This window comes from Halocatena pleomorpha (assembly GCF_003862495.1).
Taxonomy (GTDB): Archaea; Halobacteriota; Halobacteria; order Halobacteriales; family Haloarculaceae; genus Halocatena; species Halocatena pleomorpha.
Genome location: NZ_RRCH01000041.1, coordinates 1 through 18,294, shown reverse-complemented (window position 1 = coordinate 18,294; position 18,294 = coordinate 1). Strand labels below are relative to the sequence as shown.

Annotated in this window: 10 protein-coding genes and 4 pseudogenes; 8 read left to right on the top strand and 6 right to left on the bottom strand. The window is 51.5% G+C overall.

All coding sequences use genetic code 11. The features are described 5' to 3' along the window. The first annotated feature begins 791 nt into the window (after positions 1-791). Entirely contained in the window at positions 792-5,225 is a 4,434-nt protein-coding gene (locus EIK79_RS16645) for an ATP-binding protein (RefSeq protein WP_221621780.1), read from the top strand. 743 nt (positions 5,226-5,968) lie between these two features. Here the strand turns inward: EIK79_RS16645 and EIK79_RS16640 are convergent. The 4 genes and pseudogenes from EIK79_RS16640 to EIK79_RS18860 form a co-directional block, all read right to left on the bottom strand. Then, positions 5,969-6,816, bottom strand: a pseudogene (locus tag EIK79_RS16640) (IS5 family transposase). 555 nt (positions 6,817-7,371) lie between these two features. Further along, the gene (locus EIK79_RS16635) at positions 7,372-7,566 is read right to left on the bottom strand and encodes a helix-turn-helix transcriptional regulator (protein ID WP_124956729.1); all 195 of its coding nucleotides are present in this window, start codon (positions 7,564-7,566) and stop codon (positions 7,372-7,374) included. Between the two features lie 2 nt (positions 7,567-7,568). Continuing rightward, complete coding sequence (locus tag EIK79_RS16630; protein ID WP_124956727.1) at positions 7,569-7,964, bottom strand: hypothetical protein; 396 nt, start codon at positions 7,962-7,964, stop codon at positions 7,569-7,571. Positions 7,965-8,107: 143 nt separating this feature from the next. Continuing rightward, positions 8,108-8,476: pseudogene (locus EIK79_RS18860) on the bottom strand (IS6 family transposase); the annotation flags it as partial. Positions 8,477-8,566: 90 nt separating this feature from the next. Between EIK79_RS18860 and EIK79_RS16625 the strand changes: the two are divergent. After that, positions 8,567-9,451: pseudogene (locus EIK79_RS16625) on the top strand (IS1595 family transposase). A gap of 229 nt (positions 9,452-9,680) precedes the next feature. Here the strand turns inward: EIK79_RS16625 and EIK79_RS16620 are convergent. Beyond that, positions 9,681-9,881: a hypothetical protein gene (locus EIK79_RS16620; RefSeq protein ID WP_124956725.1), complete on the bottom strand. Its 201-nt coding sequence runs from the start codon at positions 9,879-9,881 to the stop codon at positions 9,681-9,683. Positions 9,882-10,304: 423 nt separating this feature from the next. On the opposite strand from EIK79_RS16620, the gene EIK79_RS16615 reads away from it, so the two are divergent. Then, entirely contained in the window at positions 10,305-11,141 is an 837-nt protein-coding gene (locus tag EIK79_RS16615; RefSeq protein WP_124956723.1) for a hypothetical protein, read from the top strand. A 104-nt stretch (positions 11,142-11,245) separates the two neighbouring features. On the opposite strand, the pseudogene EIK79_RS16610 reads toward EIK79_RS16615, so the two are convergent. Then, positions 11,246-11,527, bottom strand: a pseudogene (locus tag EIK79_RS16610) (recombinase family protein); the annotation flags it as partial. Between the two features lie 553 nt (positions 11,528-12,080). Here EIK79_RS16610 and EIK79_RS16605 point away from each other — a divergent pair. The 5 genes from EIK79_RS16605 to EIK79_RS16585 all read left to right on the top strand — a co-directional run bounded on the left by EIK79_RS16605 (position 12,081) and on the right by EIK79_RS16585 (position 17,797). Beyond that, complete coding sequence (locus tag EIK79_RS16605; protein WP_124956721.1) at positions 12,081-12,476, top strand: MarR family transcriptional regulator; 396 nt, start codon at positions 12,081-12,083, stop codon at positions 12,474-12,476. Next, complete coding sequence (locus EIK79_RS16600; RefSeq protein ID WP_124956719.1) at positions 12,469-12,813, top strand: hypothetical protein; 345 nt, start codon at positions 12,469-12,471, stop codon at positions 12,811-12,813. The genes EIK79_RS16605 and EIK79_RS16600 overlap by 8 nt, the downstream gene beginning before the upstream one ends. 160 nt (positions 12,814-12,973) lie before the next feature. Then, positions 12,974-13,768 (top strand): recombinase family protein, encoded by a 795-nt coding sequence (locus EIK79_RS16595; RefSeq protein ID WP_124956717.1) that lies wholly within the window; start codon positions 12,974-12,976, stop codon positions 13,766-13,768. A 553-nt stretch (positions 13,769-14,321) separates the two neighbouring features. Continuing rightward, positions 14,322-15,236, top strand: a complete 915-nt coding sequence (locus EIK79_RS16590; RefSeq protein ID WP_124956715.1) for a HamA C-terminal domain-containing protein — start codon at positions 14,322-14,324, stop codon at positions 15,234-15,236. Then, the gene (locus EIK79_RS16585; RefSeq protein WP_124956713.1) at positions 15,236-17,797 is read left to right on the top strand and encodes a DEAD/DEAH box helicase; all 2,562 of its coding nucleotides are present in this window, start codon (positions 15,236-15,238) and stop codon (positions 17,795-17,797) included. The genes EIK79_RS16590 and EIK79_RS16585 overlap by 1 nt, the downstream gene beginning before the upstream one ends. The last annotated feature ends 497 nt before the right edge of the window (positions 17,798-18,294 follow it).

Below are 18,294 nucleotides of genomic sequence, written 5' to 3'. Positions count from 1 at the left end.
ACCTTGCTGCCACTAAATCTAGATAAACTAACACTATTTGACCTATAACTAACTAGTACTAGCTAAGGATTACTAGCTTACTAGTAGATAGCTTTATTACCCTACAACCTAAACCACAACCGTAGTCTATTACCTTCGTAGAATCGGGATAGAATCCCGATTCTAGAACACTATATAATAGAAATTTTATACCACTATTTATTTTATATGTTCTATCATAGAACTACCGTATAAGATCGTGTTCGTAGTGATTTGTACATACACCCCTTTGCAAGTGTTTTGCTAATCTCTTTCACAGAAGAGCACTTGCAAAACGGGGTGGGGGGGATACATAAATAGAACTAACACATGAAACACTCGCAACACTGGTCTTTAAGTCAACGCACTCAGGCCCGAAGAGCGTCCATCGTCTGCGCATGAGAAAAATCCCCACCGCTCGTCTGAGAGTGTCGTGCCGATCATAACCGTCATAGCATCCTTTCTGACTAACAATATTTAATTAGCTATAAATATCAGTGTATAATATAGATATAAAATTAAAAATATACGAAAATAAATATATTCACGACTTGAACTGCTAGTATTGAAAAGAATATTATGGTTCGAATCTAAATCATCCTATTGGTCCGATGTCGTTTACATCCCCTCCAACACCCTCCCCCGAATCACGGAAGTACTTGAAAATAACACCAAGCGAGACGTCGTATCCACTCCAGACGATCCCCGAGATCCTCTCGAGTTTACACACACTCGAACCAGCCGATACCGATCACGGCCTGATTGGACGGCTCATGAATAGCCATGCCCCAGCCACATTCACATTTACCGTCCTCGCGGGTGGCGCAGATGCGCCCATCGCATTTTACCTCGGGACGGACGCCAATCTCGATGCGGTAGCCGACCGCCTGAGGACGATCTATCCCCAATCGTATGAGATCGAGCGTGTTGAGTGTGATCTCCTCCAGCGGCTTCTTCCGCCTGTCGAATACACTCGTGAGGAGTTTCAGGCACGACTCAACGATCAGCGGTTGTACATCGATCCCGACGCAGGCGCTCGGTCAGACGCCGCTGCTGCGTCCGCTGGTGAGGATGAATCGTCTGCTCGCGCATCCTCCACCAGTGCTCAGCAGATCGAGATCGAATACGAGGATGGGATCGTTGAGGTCGCACCCCCTACTGCGCTCCCATCGACGGCCACTTCTGAGACAACGCTAGCTGGCCCAACACTCACCCCCGACGGCACGATCCTCGCTCGTCCGGCGGTGTTCGATGAGACGGTCGATCAGCACGCCATCACATGGCGCGCTGAGACGCCAAAACAGCACGACGATTGGACGACGACACTGCTCACGCTTGAGGAGTGGTTCACACAGCAGCCCGACAATAACGAGGCTGTCGCTGACGCACCGCTGGGTGCGTTGATCGAGACACTCTCCGACGCTCCCTCACCGATCGGCTTTCAGGTTGTCTTTCAAGGAGCCCCTGACTGGACGGCCACCGCAGAGCAACGTCGCCGGAAGGTCCATGAAGGCGATAACATCGGGCTCCCAGCAAAGATTCTCCGGGGGATTCTGACGAGCATCCTTCCCTCACCACCACAAGACGTTCAAGCGGCAAGCCGACGCCGACAGGCGATCGAGCGTTCACAGGGGCCGAAAGCCGGCTCAGATAATGCAAAGCGCCTTGAGCGACTCAATCAGAGTTGGCCCTCGACATCGTTCGAGGTGAACATCCATGCCATTAGCTTGTGCCCTCGCGAACGGGTCGATACGGACGTGTCAACCTCGCCAACGCTGGCCACGACGCTCGATCGCTTACAGTCAGCGCTTGATCCATTGGGGGGTCGATTCTACCGGCCGACCAGTACGCGACATGGACCAGAAACGGGAACGCAATCGACGGTAGCGACGTTGGTGCAACAGTTCGTTGAGCCGTCCATTCGAACGGGGCGAACCCTGTTCGGCAAGCGTCGTCATCCACGTCCGGAGTTCATACTGAGTCCCGCCGAACTCGCTTCGTTCATTCTCGTGCCGTCTGCCACACAGCTATCCGACCAAGCCGCTCGCGCTGTCCAGTCTCGCCAAGTAGCCCGGACACCTGAACTCGAGCCGGAACCACAACACCTTGCGAAGCTCACGGACGGACTGGCACTTGGTACACCGACCCAGCCATCGACCGCGTCGCGGACTGTCGAGACACCGTCACCCGTGCACGTGCTGCCGTCACAGTTGCCCTATCACTATCTCCGAGCTGCAGTCTCTGGAGCCGGAAAGTCGATCGGGTTACAGAACGATGGACTGTCGCTTGCCGAGGACACTCAGGGGCCAGTAATCATGGTCGACGCAAAGGGCGGCGACATGCTCACGAACTTCATGCGCGCATACGGGAAGCAGCATGGCATGGAGCGCCTCGAAGAGGATGTGCTGTACTTTCCGGTGCCCGAGATCCTGCCCGGTCTCTCGATCTTCGACGTTCGAGATGTGCCCGCCGACAAACGCGAGCAGGCAGTACGTGAGCGGGCAGCCTACTATGAGGAGATCTTGCAGCTCGTCATGGGGACGGATGCTTATCAGGATGCAAAGAACGCCCCGCAGTTCATCCGGGCGGTGATCGAAGCGCTGTTCGATCCAGAACACGGGTGTGACAACGGCCGCTATCGTGCCTCTGCTGACTATTTCCGCCATGAGCAGTTGGAGTACGTCATCGATGAATTCCAGCGCGCAGTCTTGCAGGGAGACGGTGGCTCGATCCCTGACTCGACGCAAGACCACGTGGTACGAGCGCTGCAGCGGCGGCTTGGGTACAACAAGCGAACCATCCGAAACATCTTGGCTGGTGTGACGACTCGGACCGGGAATATTTCAGAACATTCGGATTTGCGGCCGCTGTTCAACAATACGACCCGGACGTTTGATTTCGGCGAGCTCCTTGAGACGGACAAGATCATTCTCTTTGATCTCGGTGGCCTCCGAGCCGATCCGTCACGACTCATGACGGGTGTACTCTTGACGAGCCTGTATGATGAGTTGAAACGGCACAAAGACACGCTCCAAGACAACCCCGAGGACTACGTGGTGAACTTCTTGATCGATGAAGCGGCGTCGGTGACGGTGTCCGACACGATGACGACGCTGTTGAAGGAAGGCCGTGAGTTCCGGGTTGGGATTGGCTTAGCGACACAGTTTCCTGAACAGCTTCGTCTTGAGGGCAACGAACACGTCTATCTGAACGCGTTGAACAATATCGGGACGAAAATCATCGGGAAAGTGGCTGTCGACGACGAGCTGGCCGAAACGTTAGCCACCGAGAAGCTCCCTCCAGCAGCCGTGAAAACCCGGTTTCGAGCGATGCCTCGCGGTGAGTTTTTCGTCTCGATGCCCAGTTCGACGTTCGGTGAGACGGGCCCAACACCGTTTTCAGTCAAGCCGATGCCCATCCCAGCGGGCCATCCCAAAAGTGACGATCCACTCACGTCTGCAGAGGAAGCCGACTTTCAGGAGGCCCTCGATCGCATCAAAGCCCGCACCGATGCGGAGTACGGGATCGTTGAAGAAGAACTGTCTTTGTTGACTGACGTGCCTCCCTCCGTGCAGAAGATCGTCGACGTTGACTCGCCAGATCTCGATCGGGTGCTTGTCTCCGTGATTGCAGCGGTACAGCGCCGGGACGGCGCTCGTGAGACCAATGGGTGGGTTACGGTAGCAGCCGTTAACGAGACGATCGAGACGTGCTATGAAAGTGCTGGCTGTATCTCGGAGTTACCTGCTGTAGCAGAGCTCCTGCAGATCGAACAGCGGTCGTATCTGTTCGAGACTGATCGTGCCGATCGCCAGTCAGCGCACACGTCTTCGCCGGGTGTCCCTGCCGACGCAGTCCGGACTCGACTGAGTGAGGCGGGCGAGCAACTCGTTTCTGACCAACCGGCGACGCCCGACGGACGTACTGCCATCCACCAGACTGCAGGTAGCCAACGGCATGCTCAGGCTCTTGAGCAGATTCAAGCCGCCCTGGAACCTGACGGCTGGACGGTGACGATCCCTGAACAGGATGGGCGTACCCTTCCGGATGCGCGGGCGGTTCATCCCTCACTCGATGCGCCGGTCCACCTCGAAGCAGAACTCTCGACAGCTGAAAAGCCCGCGAAGGTACTGCAGAACTTGCGCAAGGCGCAGGAGTCAGGAGCCACGCCTGTGTTCGTTGTCCAAGCCGATCCAGACGAACTGGCCTACTGGGCACGTACAGTCGATGAAATCCTTCATACCCCGGTAAGAAGTGACTCATCGAACGATGAGTGGCGATACTACACGACGGATTCCCCGATCACATTCGATGGTCCGCCATACGTTGATGGCCCCGTGACGGCGCTTCGGCCGACGGTTGCGGCTGAGGATTCACACCAGTCCGTGTGGCGCTATGACGCAGCGAGCGAGGAGTCTGTCTTGGTGGCTCCCAACGGAACGGAGCATCTACGTATCGAGACGTTTGATGGGCTTACGCCAGCGGACTTCCCAGCTGTCTCCTGGCGCGATCCCGACACGGACGAAATCGTTGTGGTCGCTGAATCCGATGAGCTGCGATACGACTCCCACGAACTGTATCATCGCGACTGGGTTGACGTCCGCTGGCCATTCGTTCCGGAGCGAGAGCTTCCCGACCCGGACTACGGTCGTGAGGAGTACGTTATCGTGGTTCTTCCTCTAGAACACGCTTCTGAGATCGAGGATCCGATGATATACCATCCGACGAAGCAGCTGGCACCGCTCAGCTCGCTCGCTGAGCGCATCACGGATGGCCCTGCTGGGAGAGATACGACTGTTTTGTCTGCCAGTCCTGCCGGTAGCCCGACGGAGACATCGACGTCTCCGGAAGCTACAGAGTCGTCGATACCGGGATGGGACGGCTTTTTCGAGCTGTGTGTGTTCCATGCCACCGATATAGAGCACGATCCCAGCCTTGCAGAGACGGCTGTGTTCCACAACGGCGACATCGTGCTTCCCAAAGACCGGTTGTTTGCGGCAGCCGAACGGTGGGCGACCATTACATCGAGGTCTTTTGAAAAAAGCGTCTTTGCGCGGGATATTCTACCCCAGTACATCGAGCGTGTACAGAGTGATCGAACGGAGGAGATCACCCTCGAAACGGTCCGTCGAAAAATTGATGGCGATCGGATATATTGCTACAAAGACCTCGGATTGACAGAGGGTGGCACACAGATGGTCAAGTAATATACTAGAACTGTATTTCCATTTGCCATCGTCCTTTTGAAATAGGCATACGGGAGCGGCGTCGAGGGTTACGTCTAGGGTCACGACTCGGGTTCCTCTGGAAATGATCGGAACCGTCATACGCGATAGGGATTCCGTGACACCGAGCCCGGATCGAGGTGCGTCTGGGGTCATAGAAGTGCGTCGACCGTCAAACCGCATGCCTGCGCCACGGCGTCTAGGGTTGCCCGAGATAATCCGACTAGTGTAGAGGGTAGATCTGAGTGTCGGACGGAGTTTCGTCCCTGTGATAATATGATAGATTGTCTATAATAGGTATTGGCGGGAGTCGGGTGACTGTCGTTGCGCCTGTTATAGAGGTTGCAATAGTGATAGATCGACCACGGTTTGGTCGAAGTTGATCGTGATGAGTGGTGGCAAACGGTGATTGTGTGTTGCTGATAAGTACTATTATGCTATTTGGTGTCGGAAATAGAGATGACGTCCCAAGAATGCATCAACTGCTTGCTAGTGGTGTTTGATCTACTCATGCTTAACCCGTGCGTGGCCGTAGTCCTGTTCGGACGCAACATCGGAATCCACGATCGACTAACACTGGCTCGGTCAGTAGTAGTCTTCACTCCCGGTTGTGTCGTCTACCGTGGCCCAGCATGACTGTGGAAGGAAGGGGGTTATCGCGCTATTTGACAGTCTCTTTGGGATGTCCATCAGGGGCTCTGTTGAATCACCATAAGGCGGTGAATTCACTGTTTCACGGCTCGTTTGATGTTATAGACGACACACATTAGCGCAACTTCTCGGAACTCACGGAACCAAGTACGCGCTCGCACGGCGAAGCCGAGCGAGCGCTTGACAGCCGAGTTCACCGTCTCGGTCATAGAGCGCTGATTGTAGCGTTCATCGTCGATTCTGGCGTTGTGCGCGTGATCGTAGGGGGCGAAGATGCGGTGTTTGATCAGGGCCCTGATGCCGAGTTCACGAGGGCCTTGCGGAGTGATTTCTTGTCGTAGCCCTTATCGGGGCAAGAGACCGCAGATCGCCCGCCGGAACGCGGGCGATCTGCTCAGCGAGGTCGGCGTCGCTTCCGTCCCGGTTTGTCGAGCAGTGAACGTCACGGACGGCTTGAGAGTCTGTATCAACGAGTTTCGTGACCTTCAGCTTCTGAACACGGTAGCTAGTTCGCTGGCAGTAGTGACGGCTCGCAGCGGACCGTTCGTAGAACGTCGCGTCGATCGCGCCGTGTTTGGAAGGATCGTGTAGCTGCGTCCCAAAATTGCACAGCGATTTTGTGGGCTCACAAATCTCCGATTTGTGAACGCCGACTGGCGCAGCAACACTCGACAGACGCTCATACTGATCCGGTCGAACGCTTTACACAGCGTGGATGGTGAGGGGAGATCGGCCTCAGCGCGGCCGATCTCCCCGGTTATTTGTGGCATCTCCTTGAGCAAGTCAATCGTCATCCGGTAGGACGTATCGAGGTACATCCGCAGACAGTGGAGGGAACGAATGCGTAGTCGGCGAATCCGCCGCCAGTAACTCTTTGAGCAACCGGCACCACTTCCCCGATGAAGCGGGAGATTTGGGTCATGAACAACTCCACTCTCCCGCTTCAACGCCTTTGATTTAGCGAATGATTCTGTCGCCGTCTAGCGATTCAACGCAGCCCCTAGAACAGATGGTCCCCGGGGTACTTCACTACGTTCCTGAAAGAATTCCGCTGCTATCGGCGTGGACCACGCTACCAGCAAGGCTGATCAGGTTCAGAACCCGAGGAGAAGGATGCGTTCCATTGGCTCGGTGTGGATCCGGGAGAGATCGAGGTGTTTATCGATAAGCAGACCGAAACGAATACTGACTAGGGGGATTACCACGAACTGCTGCCCGCGAACAAGCCGACGACCATGCGGATACACTTTAAGAGTTGACGACCGCTAGACTGCCCTCAAGAAGCCGCAAATACCTGCGTGTGGCGATATATATATATATAGCGGCCGCAGGCTGGATATCAATGGCACAGGCAATCTCAACGACAACGAACGTCCTGAATACTTGGCAATACGAGTCTGATCATGCTAGCAGTCGCGGATATGGTGGCCCGCGAGTACGAACACAGCGACAGAAATCACAATAATCCATCTGAAGGTCATTCCCCCCCTGAAAATAAATCTGATACATCACACTCGAAATATTCAGATAATTTAAATGCGAGTTTGAGTGATGGGTCATATCGTCCGTTCTCAATAGCGCTTATTGTTTGTCGGGTGATCCCAATCTCTTTAGCTAACTCTTCCTGTGTGATATCATTTTCAGCCCGATAGACTTTCAATTCGTTCCTCATTGTTAACTCATCATCCTGTAATATCCCATGTATAGCGCATATATAATAACTGCAGATATGATATATATGCTTCTCGATATATCTCTTGGCAATATGCGCGCCATATCATCAATGATGATGATAGTAATTAACAGCCAAAAGGCATTGAGTCCAGCCTTGCTGTATAATTCGCTTGTTCTTTCGTCTCCTAATGCTTTCCCGTCAAGACTTGCAGACGTTGTTCTGTAACCAAAGAGCAAAAGTATGGAAGCAGGAATGAGGGCCCCGAGATAGCTTAGTGTGGGAAGATTATAATATTGGATTGTTAAAACACTTCCAATAAGAACTACTACAACACCGACTAGCATTATGTATCCGTTCCTTTTTTGATTCGATATGCTGGATTTGTTTCCACTCATGTTATTTATTCCCGCTTTCGTATATCTTGTATCTATGCCTTGGAAGAATGGCTAGGATAAATTGCAATCCGTCTGGAGTCCTTTCCATATTGGAAGCAATACGCTACATCGGGTTAAAGGTTTCCCTCTGTTAGGGGTCGTATTTAGTTTGGCGCATTGAACCAGCAGGAGAACGCTTGGAGCCAATTTTCAGTGGGTCCTGGGTTGATGTGGCTGAAACAGTTCGAGAATGAGGCGGGTCAGCGTTTGAGTTCCCGGAACATTCGCTCGATGGCGTTCCAATTTCTATGCTGAATGATTTGAAATTGGAGCCCTGCACTGGCCAGCGTAGTTTGGAGGTAGTGAGCGCTATCGGCGAGAAATATGGCTGATTCGATGTCGTGGTTCTGGCGGAGTTCCCGCAGAAATATCTCAGTCAGTCCGGTCGTGGTCGTCGCAAACAATCGAACATGTACTAGGTGATTACTCTCAGGATCGTCAGGAGCATACAGATAGTACTGTTGCTCATTGATCCAACGTCCTTCAGAAGTAGATTGTCGGTCGGGTAGCGCTGTCGCTGTGAATGCGTAACGGGCAAAGGTGATGCGTTCGCATCACCCGATATGTCCCCATTTGAAGTGCTGCTCAGAGGCGAGCGCCGCGAACCTGCTGGAGCAGGTTCGCTGGCGCGATGGCCTCCAGTGCCCGCACTGTCGGTCTGAGTCAGTGATCAACCACGGCAGCTATCAGGAGTACCAGCGGTATTTCTGTAAGGATTGCGTCCTCACGTTCAACGACAAGACCGGCACTGGATCTTCGCGCACGCGAAGATCGGCCTCAACAAGCTCTTGTTCGCGTTCTCCTCGTTCCTTCGATTCAACACGAGTATCCGTCAGTGAGACGCTGAACTCGATGTTTCGTACCGGTCGCTGTACCGGCGCGTTGAGCGTTCTAGCGAACTGCTCGACGCGCCATCTATCTCTCTCGTTGGCCCGGTCGAGATTGACGAGTTCTACGTCTCTGCGGGGAAGAAAGGTTGCGAGGGCGACCAAGAGTCGCGCTCACGTGGGCTCTCGAAGCGTGGACGAGGAACGTACGCCGAGGACAAGCCGCCAGTGTTCACGCTTGCTGATCGCGGCAGCGATCAGCGATACGTTATCCCTGCGAAATCCGCGACCGAATTGGCTGTGCGACTCCTCCTCGACAACCACGAGGAGGAGTCGCACACCGTCTACACGGACGGATTTCGGGCCTACGATCCGATAGAAGACGATGAACCTAGCCACCGAGAAGCAGTGATTCACGGGGACGGTGAGTACATCAATGGAGACGCGCACGTCAACACCTGCGAGAGCCACCGTCGCGCCAGCGACGCGTGGCTCTCGCCGCATCGAGGCGTCTCAAAAGACAAACTGACAGTGTATCTCAGACCGCTCCAGTTTCGACGACAAATCCTCCGCAAACCGGGACAAGAAGCATTCAAACAAATCGTTCGAGCGGTTCTCTGACTCACCAACAATGTGCTTCATAAGAGCGTAGGAACAATGAGTATAAGGTCATCTGAGCCCCAGCTTACGACATTTCTAGCCATCTACGGCCGGTGTTCAAAATGTCAGGTCCATCCTACTATCACGAACACTGATGGCTAGGTTGAGAAGATCTATTCTGACAGAACTAGAAACCTAACTGCCGATATTCCGAGGGCAGTTGGAGAAGAAATATTGTTAGTCCAATATATTAACCTTCTGCGAAAAATTGAATCCTCCTACACTTTGGACAGACATACGGAACTGGAGTAAGTTTCTTTTTCGCTCCAAGCGAGCCGAGAATACCATCTTTTAACTCATCAGTTACGAGATCAATATTGTGGCCGCTCCCTCCTGCCTGAAGTTTCATTTTCTCCATCTCCCGGCCACAATTAAAACACTCTTGCTTCATATATAGCATTATGTGAACGAGAGATATAAATATTATCCAATGCAGACGGTTTCTGTATAATAAGTGTGGTGTTGATCATATATACTATTAAATATAAATAGGAATATTTTATTTAAATATGGAATATATCTATTATTGATTAATGATGAAATACCCTAGTTGGTGTATAGTCTGAATCAATATATCTATAATATATTTTCTGTATATTTGCAGAAGACTCGCCTAGCCGATCCTAGCATCTTATCAACACTAGAGAAATATTCACCCTGCAGCCAAAATATTAAATCTTTTGATTTATCATCTATAAAACCCGCCCTATCATAATGCACACCATAAATAATTTCATTGTACACAGACGGCCAAGTGTCACATTATAATGTAAATCATAAAGATTTATCTACAGTCAACTCATTCTTAGATTGAATGCAGCGCGATACCAAAGACGATATTAATCGACGAAAAGTGCTGAAGATGGTAGGTGCTAGTAGCCTAGCTGTAGCTGGAATGCCGGCTACAACCTCTGCCCAGGAGGCTAATATATCGAATGGCGATATTAATGAAATTCTAAAAACACCTCCTGTCCAAGCTATCCTTGATGAGCTCAATCATCCAGAGCTTGGTACTGCCACCCAGAGAACACAAAATATTGGAGATAAAGTGATTAATGTCACTAATATCTCCGTTTCATATGGGAAACTAACGTATGCGGAGACGAGCGGGAAGGCTGAAGCAAAGTTCACGTTTGATCCTGGTGCAAAAGACTCACCTAGCAAATATCAGCAATTGCCAGAAGGGAGTAATCCTGCACTCCTCTCAGATGGAAAAACCACCACCTTCAATAGAGCAGCAACAACAAGCGAACTTAATGCTATTAAGAAGGTGACTGATGTTAGTGATGACGCAATGGTTGCTACCGGTTCTAACGTTAATGATTTCCTTATCATGGAAGCGGTTGATGGATCAATGCAGGAACGAATCTTGACTATTGATGCAGAATTCAATAGTTTAACAGACGAAGTCGGAACTGACGTCCATCTTAACAAAGACAATGTGACTATCGAACCTAGAATAAACGCTAGTGCTAGTTGCCAAACGTGGGCATTCAGATGTCTCGCAGCAGGAGGAGCCTGTGGTGCATGTTCATCAACATGTGCAAGTGCTCCAACCGGGATTGGCCTAATCGCTTGTATATCCTGTATTCAAGCAGTATGTACAGCTGGAGAAGTTGCATGCGCCGCTGCGATTGGTAAGTGTCTCTAAAGTTTAATACCTCATAAGGTTTCATATATCCCATTCAATACGGTGTTCCCCGCAGCATCAACCGTATCAGATAGCTCTCAGAACAGATGATCGTGCGTCATGAGCTAACTCTTGAGATGGATCTCCTGGTCCTCGATGCAGACATCGATGAACTTGGCGGCCACCGCTGTCTGCCGGGCAAGCCGGGAGATCTCGCTCATACAGATGCAATCGTATTGCCCGTCTTTGCCCGCCGTGAGAAGGTTCTGTAGTCCCTTTCGGTCGTCATCGGAGCCAGATCCTCGCTCGGAGTAGATGTCAACGTCGTCGATGCCTGCGTCTTCGAGCCATTCTCGGCAGTTGTGGAGCTGTCGGGATGGATCTTGGAGTTCATCGGCTTCATAGGTACTGACGCGCGTAGATAGCCCCTATCGCCATATTATTGCACACACCCGGACACTTTATAAAGGCGAGGATTCTGCACGGTGCAAAAGGAGTTCCTTCTGCACGGTCGAAAGGGAGGGGTAACGGGTTCTGGCGTGATCGGCACAGCAACACACCGTATTTCGAGTGAAATCTGTCGTCAGTCAGAAAACGACCGCTCTTGCCGACAGGGATACTCTGTATTGAATAACGCAGGCCACCGACAGACTGTCAGCAGTGACATGACTGCTGACAGACTGTCAGTAGCCCCGCGCGATTTAATACAGAACACCCCTGTCATCGAGATGGTAGCACAATCCCACCAGCGGAAACATCGGAAACGATGGGTATTGGTTACAGCCAAAGGGACGCTTTCCGAGGTTTCTCACCGACGACAGATTTCACTCGAAATCAGGTGTGTCCCGCGCCGATCACGCCGAAACCCGTTACCTGTTACATCCTCTGTGCACGCCTCTTTCTGGACTGCATACCGCGACCGAAACCCCCTTGTACTACAAAGAATTACAATGAAGTACAATGCCAGTCCATCTTGATACGCACACGCCCGAGGCGGATCTTACGCCGGGAACCACGAAATCCGACATCGTGGCGTTTCTCTACGACAATCTCGAGTATGGGTACAAACCCATCGAAATCAGGAATCACCTTGACATCCCACACGGGACCGCGACGACGACCCTCAAACGTCTTCACGAAGAGGGCTATATCGGTAAGACCGACGACAGCTACTACCACGCCCTCGACAACCGCGAAGACCTCCGCCGCTACGTTGCCTCTCTCGACCAGCTCCAGCGGATGTTCAACCGGCCAACCGACGAGACCGATATGGGAGACGCCCCCGCCGAGGATATCGACATCGCTGCGGTCGAGGACGAGCTTGACGCACTAGAAAACGAGATACAGGATGAGTGACTATCCTGTCGGGGCCGTCATGTGGGCAGTTGACCCAACTAAAGCACACGACAACCGCCCTGTCATCGTTCTCTCCCACGAATCACGTCCGTTCGGGTCGGTCGAGTGTACCGTGATGTGCCTCGGCACGGGTGCGAACGACTACGACCACTACGCGCCTGAGCTGACCGACAATCATCTCTCGGAGATCTCGTTCAGCACCCGAACATTCCTGATGCCGTGGGCGCTTTACACCATTCCGCCGGGGACGCTGCTAACGGAGAAAGCACACGGTGAACTCACTGAGACGGGCGAACGACTCGTCAAAAAGTCACTCCTCATGCTGTTTGAAGTGTGATCGACAGTACTCACCACAGTTACCTCACAAATTCGGATCCATTCGATTTCGTGGGGTAACCGGGGGTTCGCGGGCAGTGAGAGTGTGCAGAAGGAGTTCCTTCTGCGCACACTGTGCAAAAGGTCCCCACTTTATATACTTGCTAGGTGTGTGCAATAGCATGCCCACTGGCGCGATCTACGCACGCGTGAGCACCGACGAGACCGACGATCTCCAAGATCCTTCCCGACAGCTCCACGACTGCCGGGAACGCCTCGAAGACGCAGGCATCGACGACATCGACATCTACTCCGAGCGGGGATCTGGGTCCGATGGTGACCGGGAAGGGCTACAGAAGCTACTCACGGCGGTGAAAGATGGCCAGTATGACTGCATCTGTATGAGTGAGATCTCCCGGCTGGCTCGCCGGACGGCGGTGGCTGCCGAATTCATCGATGTCTGTATCGAAGACCAGAAAATTCCCATCTACATCACTGACGACATGATCGACGCGATTGATCCCGACAACCCCATGTCGTCGTTCTTCGCCAAGCAGCTCGCGCTCTGGTACGAAGAGGAGCGCAAACAGACCATCCGGCGGATCAAATCCGGGATCAAGCAAGCCCAACGCTCGGGGAAATGGACAAGCCGCCCACCAATGGGGTTCACCACCGACGACGGCTATCTCGTCCCCGACATCGAGGAGTTTCTGCAGATACAGGCTGCCATCGAACGCGTTCTCGACGGGGAAAGCAGGTACAGTGTCGCCCAGAGCACCGGGATCAGTCGGCGGACCCTCTCACGGATCCTTAACGATGATGACCGACTCCGGCTCTACGTCGACGCCAACACGAACGACGATCGCGTGGCTGCAGCGCTCGCTGGGGAGGACATCGATCCTGTCGATCTACCGGAGGGTTTCGAGGAGCGGATTCGAGCCGTCGTCCGTGACGAAACCGAGCAGATGCCCGACTGACGTGATCATTCCAACCGGCCGCTCCGATGACAAACACCGCGAGCCGTACGTCCCGGTGAACCGAATAGACCGGGGACCGGGACGTGCAAGGCGAGCCGCGAGAGGCAAACTGTTGAGCGATCGAGCCACCCTCGTTGCCCCACCGAATAGAATAGCATCGAGTCAATGAGCGAAATCACCCTATGAGGTGATTTAATCGGCACTCGAATCCGGAGTACCGAGAGTTTGTTTCCACCGTTTAGGAGCACGCAGACGACGAGCAGGAACTCGGTGAGAATGTCCGGGAAGCGATTGCTGATGCTCTCTCCGACGAGTCGCGCGAGCGATTCAAGAACGCCTGGAAGGTTGACGAAGGCTTCAGTGACTTTTTCAGAGATATTCCGTCAGGCTGACCGAGAAATAGACGCTGTCTGGCGATATGGCATCGCTCAGACGGCTTTCCCGGAAGTATTGAAAGCTTGCCAAACAGCACTTCCTTTACGGATTCAATGAATCTCTGTATATCATAAAGCTTATTGCCGTTATATATGATGTCTAAACTAATAATTGAGATATGGAGAAGGAATTTGACGACCCTTGGGCGGAGCACACCGTGATTGATGGGGAAGAACTTGCTGACTATCTCCAAGAGGGCAGCCAATGGCAAGATAAGAAGATTCGGGTGGACTCCTATATCATCAAGCCGAATCATGGTATACTAGACTATACTAGCTTCATACAATATCTAGGTCGGAAATATCCGTACTTTGCGTTTTCAGAGGACGAGGTAAAGGAATTTGATCGACCGATGCACCGAGCACAGAAGCTCTCTGATTACAAGGATGATGCACGCTATGATGGCAAGTGGGGAGAATTGATTCTATTCCTACTTGTAGACGGGGTTCTTGATATTCCGATGGTATCTCACAAGCTCGGTTGGAAGCAAAATCCAGTAGATCAAATAAAGGGCTCTGACGGCCTTTTCTTCGGCGAATTTGAGGGCAATCCGAGTCTCGCGATCGGGGAAGCAAAAATGTATGGGAATCTCAGCGGAGGTGTTGAGGAAGCACTTGATAGTACAGATCGTTTCCATGGTAGCGGAAGCCAAACCCGAAATCAGCATGAGTTAGCGGTTGCTGCAGGGAATATAAGTAAGAACCTCTCCCCTGAAAAAATCGAACGACTCGCATCTTTGTTCACCTCACAGGAACGCGATTACCAGATCATACATCCCATCTTTGTGGGATATGATGATCCAGATCTGGGTGAATTACAGACGGAACCTCTCTCAGATAGGGAATTAATAGAGCGGGTTCGTGAACACATCACAGAGACTGATCTAGTGTCGATCGTGGAGAGGAAGCTTGAGGACGAGTATAGCCACTTACGGAAACACCGGCTGGTATTCTTCTTCCTGCCACTGGAGAATAAGAATCAGTTCAGTGAAAACATGAAAGAGGAAATCTATCCGCATAGCACTAATCACTAATGTCTACATACGAGAACGCTTCAAATCTGGACTTCTTCAGGGAATCTCTGAACGCGCTAATCAAAGATCTACTTCAGAGTGACTTAGGAGAGAGGATCAGTCGATGGGGGAATAATCCGCCTCAAAAGATGCAGAAGAGTGCATGGGTAGCCTCTCTGCTCGCATCTAGTGATGACGAATCTCATCAGTCACAGGCTCTATCTTTCGCAATTCTTGCGTACGTCAAGTATCGAAATACGGAGCATCAGGAGATATACGAACAATATCTGTATATTATCCTGTCGCGGGTAGGAAACCTACAAACGTTCGAGACAGTTCGACGAGAGGAAGCCGAAGTGAAGTTTGAGGAAGAACTCATATCTTCACTCGATTCTGCTCTCAGTCTGGAACTCAGTACTGACCTAGATGAGTACGAATTAGACGATGGAACCGTGTTGTCCTCTTTCCAGAAGGATATATTGGATGCTCTTACTGCGGGGAAAGACGTTGCTATCTCGGGGCCTACATCATCTGGGAAGTCATTTATTCTCAGGAAATTCATCGAAGAAAAGCTGGAGCAAGGAAAGGAATTCGAGGTTATCTACGTCGTTCCAACACGAGCACTGATCTCCGAAGTTAGCAAAAAGCTTGCCGATCTCCATGAGGATGTGACTGTACGGACAGGGGCCTACTTTGGTGATGAAGAGATCAAAGATGAAGATGAACATACCTTCCTTGTCGTAACCCCTGAGCGATGCCTACGACTTATTGACCAGGAAACTCGGTCAATGATTAATCCGGAATTAATATTCTTTGACGAAATCCAGAACGTTCAAGATGGTGAACGGGGAGTCCTCTTTGAGGATATTATTCAGTTGCTCAGTGACTCCTGGCTTGATACGCAGGTTGTTGCCGCTGGTCCATATTTGGAGAATCCCTCTACTACGCTTAGCTCGCTATCGCATCGGGAGGTCGTTGAGATCAAGACTGCATTTACCCCCGTACTACAGATGAAGGCTATTCTCCGCTTCAAAAAAGCAGAGAATCAGACACAGCACCGAAGGACAGTAGACGTTATTCTCTATACTCCGACCGAGGAGAAGTTACGATTCACCATCCCTGAACCAGACGACCTCAACTATACGACAGTCAGCTCCAGCAAGAAACAGGCATTGCCTGTTCTTCTCAGTGAATACGGGAAAAATAGTCAGAACCTAGTCTATGCCGGACAGACAAACTACGCCGAAGACCGAGCTGAACTGATCGCTGCAGACCGAGATCGGTCCGTTACATCATCCCGGATTGATGAACTATGTGACTTCCTGAGAAATGCCATCCACGAAGACTATCCCCTGATTGAATATCTAAATAAAGGAGTCGCATTCCATCACGGTCGTGTCCCGAAGATCGCCCGCGAAGAGATCGAGGAATTATATCGATATAAAGAAGGATTGGATACAATCGTTTGTACTTCGACACTGCTCGAGGGAGTAAATCTCCCCGCCGAGAAAATCTTCCTCACTAGTGCCTATCGTGGAAACGACGAACTATCTGAACTGGATTTCCAGAACTTAGTTGGACGCGTTGGGCGGGTAGATTCGAGATTATATGGAGCGATCTACTGTGTTGAGGCAGAAGATGAGGAGTGGGTCGATGAGAAACTGGAGGGTGATGCAGAGGAAACTGTCGAACCAGCGACTAGCAGGGCGACAGATTGTCCGGATGAGCTCTTAGAATCTCTTCGAAGTGATGATCTCCGGCAACTAGAGGATAACTCTCTCCGGTACACCTCCATCCTTTTGCGGTCTCGACATCTCAAGTCTGACTATGACGTCGGGTCCTATCTGAGTGAGAAAGGCGTCTCGGAGTCTAAAATAAACGCTATGAAGTCCGAGCTTCGAGGGAGTCTTGAGGATGTAGATATTCCAGAACGGCTGTTGAGACGCAATCCGACGGTCGATCCTCTTGAACAGAATAGGCTATACAACCTCGTCACAGACGAACCAGAGCGTTGGATCGTTGCAAATAATCGCGGCGAATACTCGTACGGACAGCTTCTACGTGTTACTCGGCAGCTGAATCGGATATTCAAATTCACGAAGGACGAGGAGTTCGGAATTGATCCTGCGAACCGAGAGACGAAACACGGAGCAATTGTCCCTATTGTGGTTGTCGCAAATCAATGGTTGCGTGGGAAATCATATCGATCTATGATCAAGTCCCGGCGTGATTCGGACAGTGTATCTGATGAGAAGATCGGAACGTCAATACGCAATGTTCTTGACTTGGTGAACGACGACGTTCGATTCGTTTTGGTCAAATACTATGGGATGGTCGCAGATATGCTTGAAGAGACAGATTACGAGGTAGTAAGATGGGCAGCGAACTTTGACCAGATGTTAGAGATGGGGTCAATGAATTTCGAAGAATTGCGACTCATGTCTCAGGGAGTAGATCGCTCAGTCGCGCTTGAACTGGGGATACCTCCTAACGTGGACGACGTCCACGACTACTTGCAGAACCGGAAAGGGAGAATACCCGACTTCTATGTTCGTCATCTGGAGAGTCTGGGTGTCCTCTAGCTACGACCCTCTCTGTAGGTGATTCTACTATTCTGAGGTCAGGCAGGTGGCTCAGCAATACACGATCCAAGTATTCTTTCCAGCCATTCTCCAGACAGCGAAAAGTCCCCCTTCCACATCATCTCGTCAGTTCGGAAGCTCTCGGTCATGACGTGAAACAAAGTGGGACGACACAGTGCCACTACTCACGAATTGGACGAACACGGGTTGTTCGACGTTGGTCAGGCGGATCGAGTCCATACCATTGCCTCGCCACTGTCAGGAATGGGTTCGCGTCCACTCGCGGCGCATATGATCTGTACTCGTCGTCAAAAGCGAACCTCACCAGTAGATTGATGAGTCACCAGACGTATTAGACTGTGATCACTTTTTCCACTCTCTTACGCGGAGAAGGAATCAGAATCCGCTGCTGCGTGGTGCACAGTGATTCGGAAGCAATATAGTGATAATACAACAGTATATTATCTTTATCACATAACTATTCGATAGCTATCATA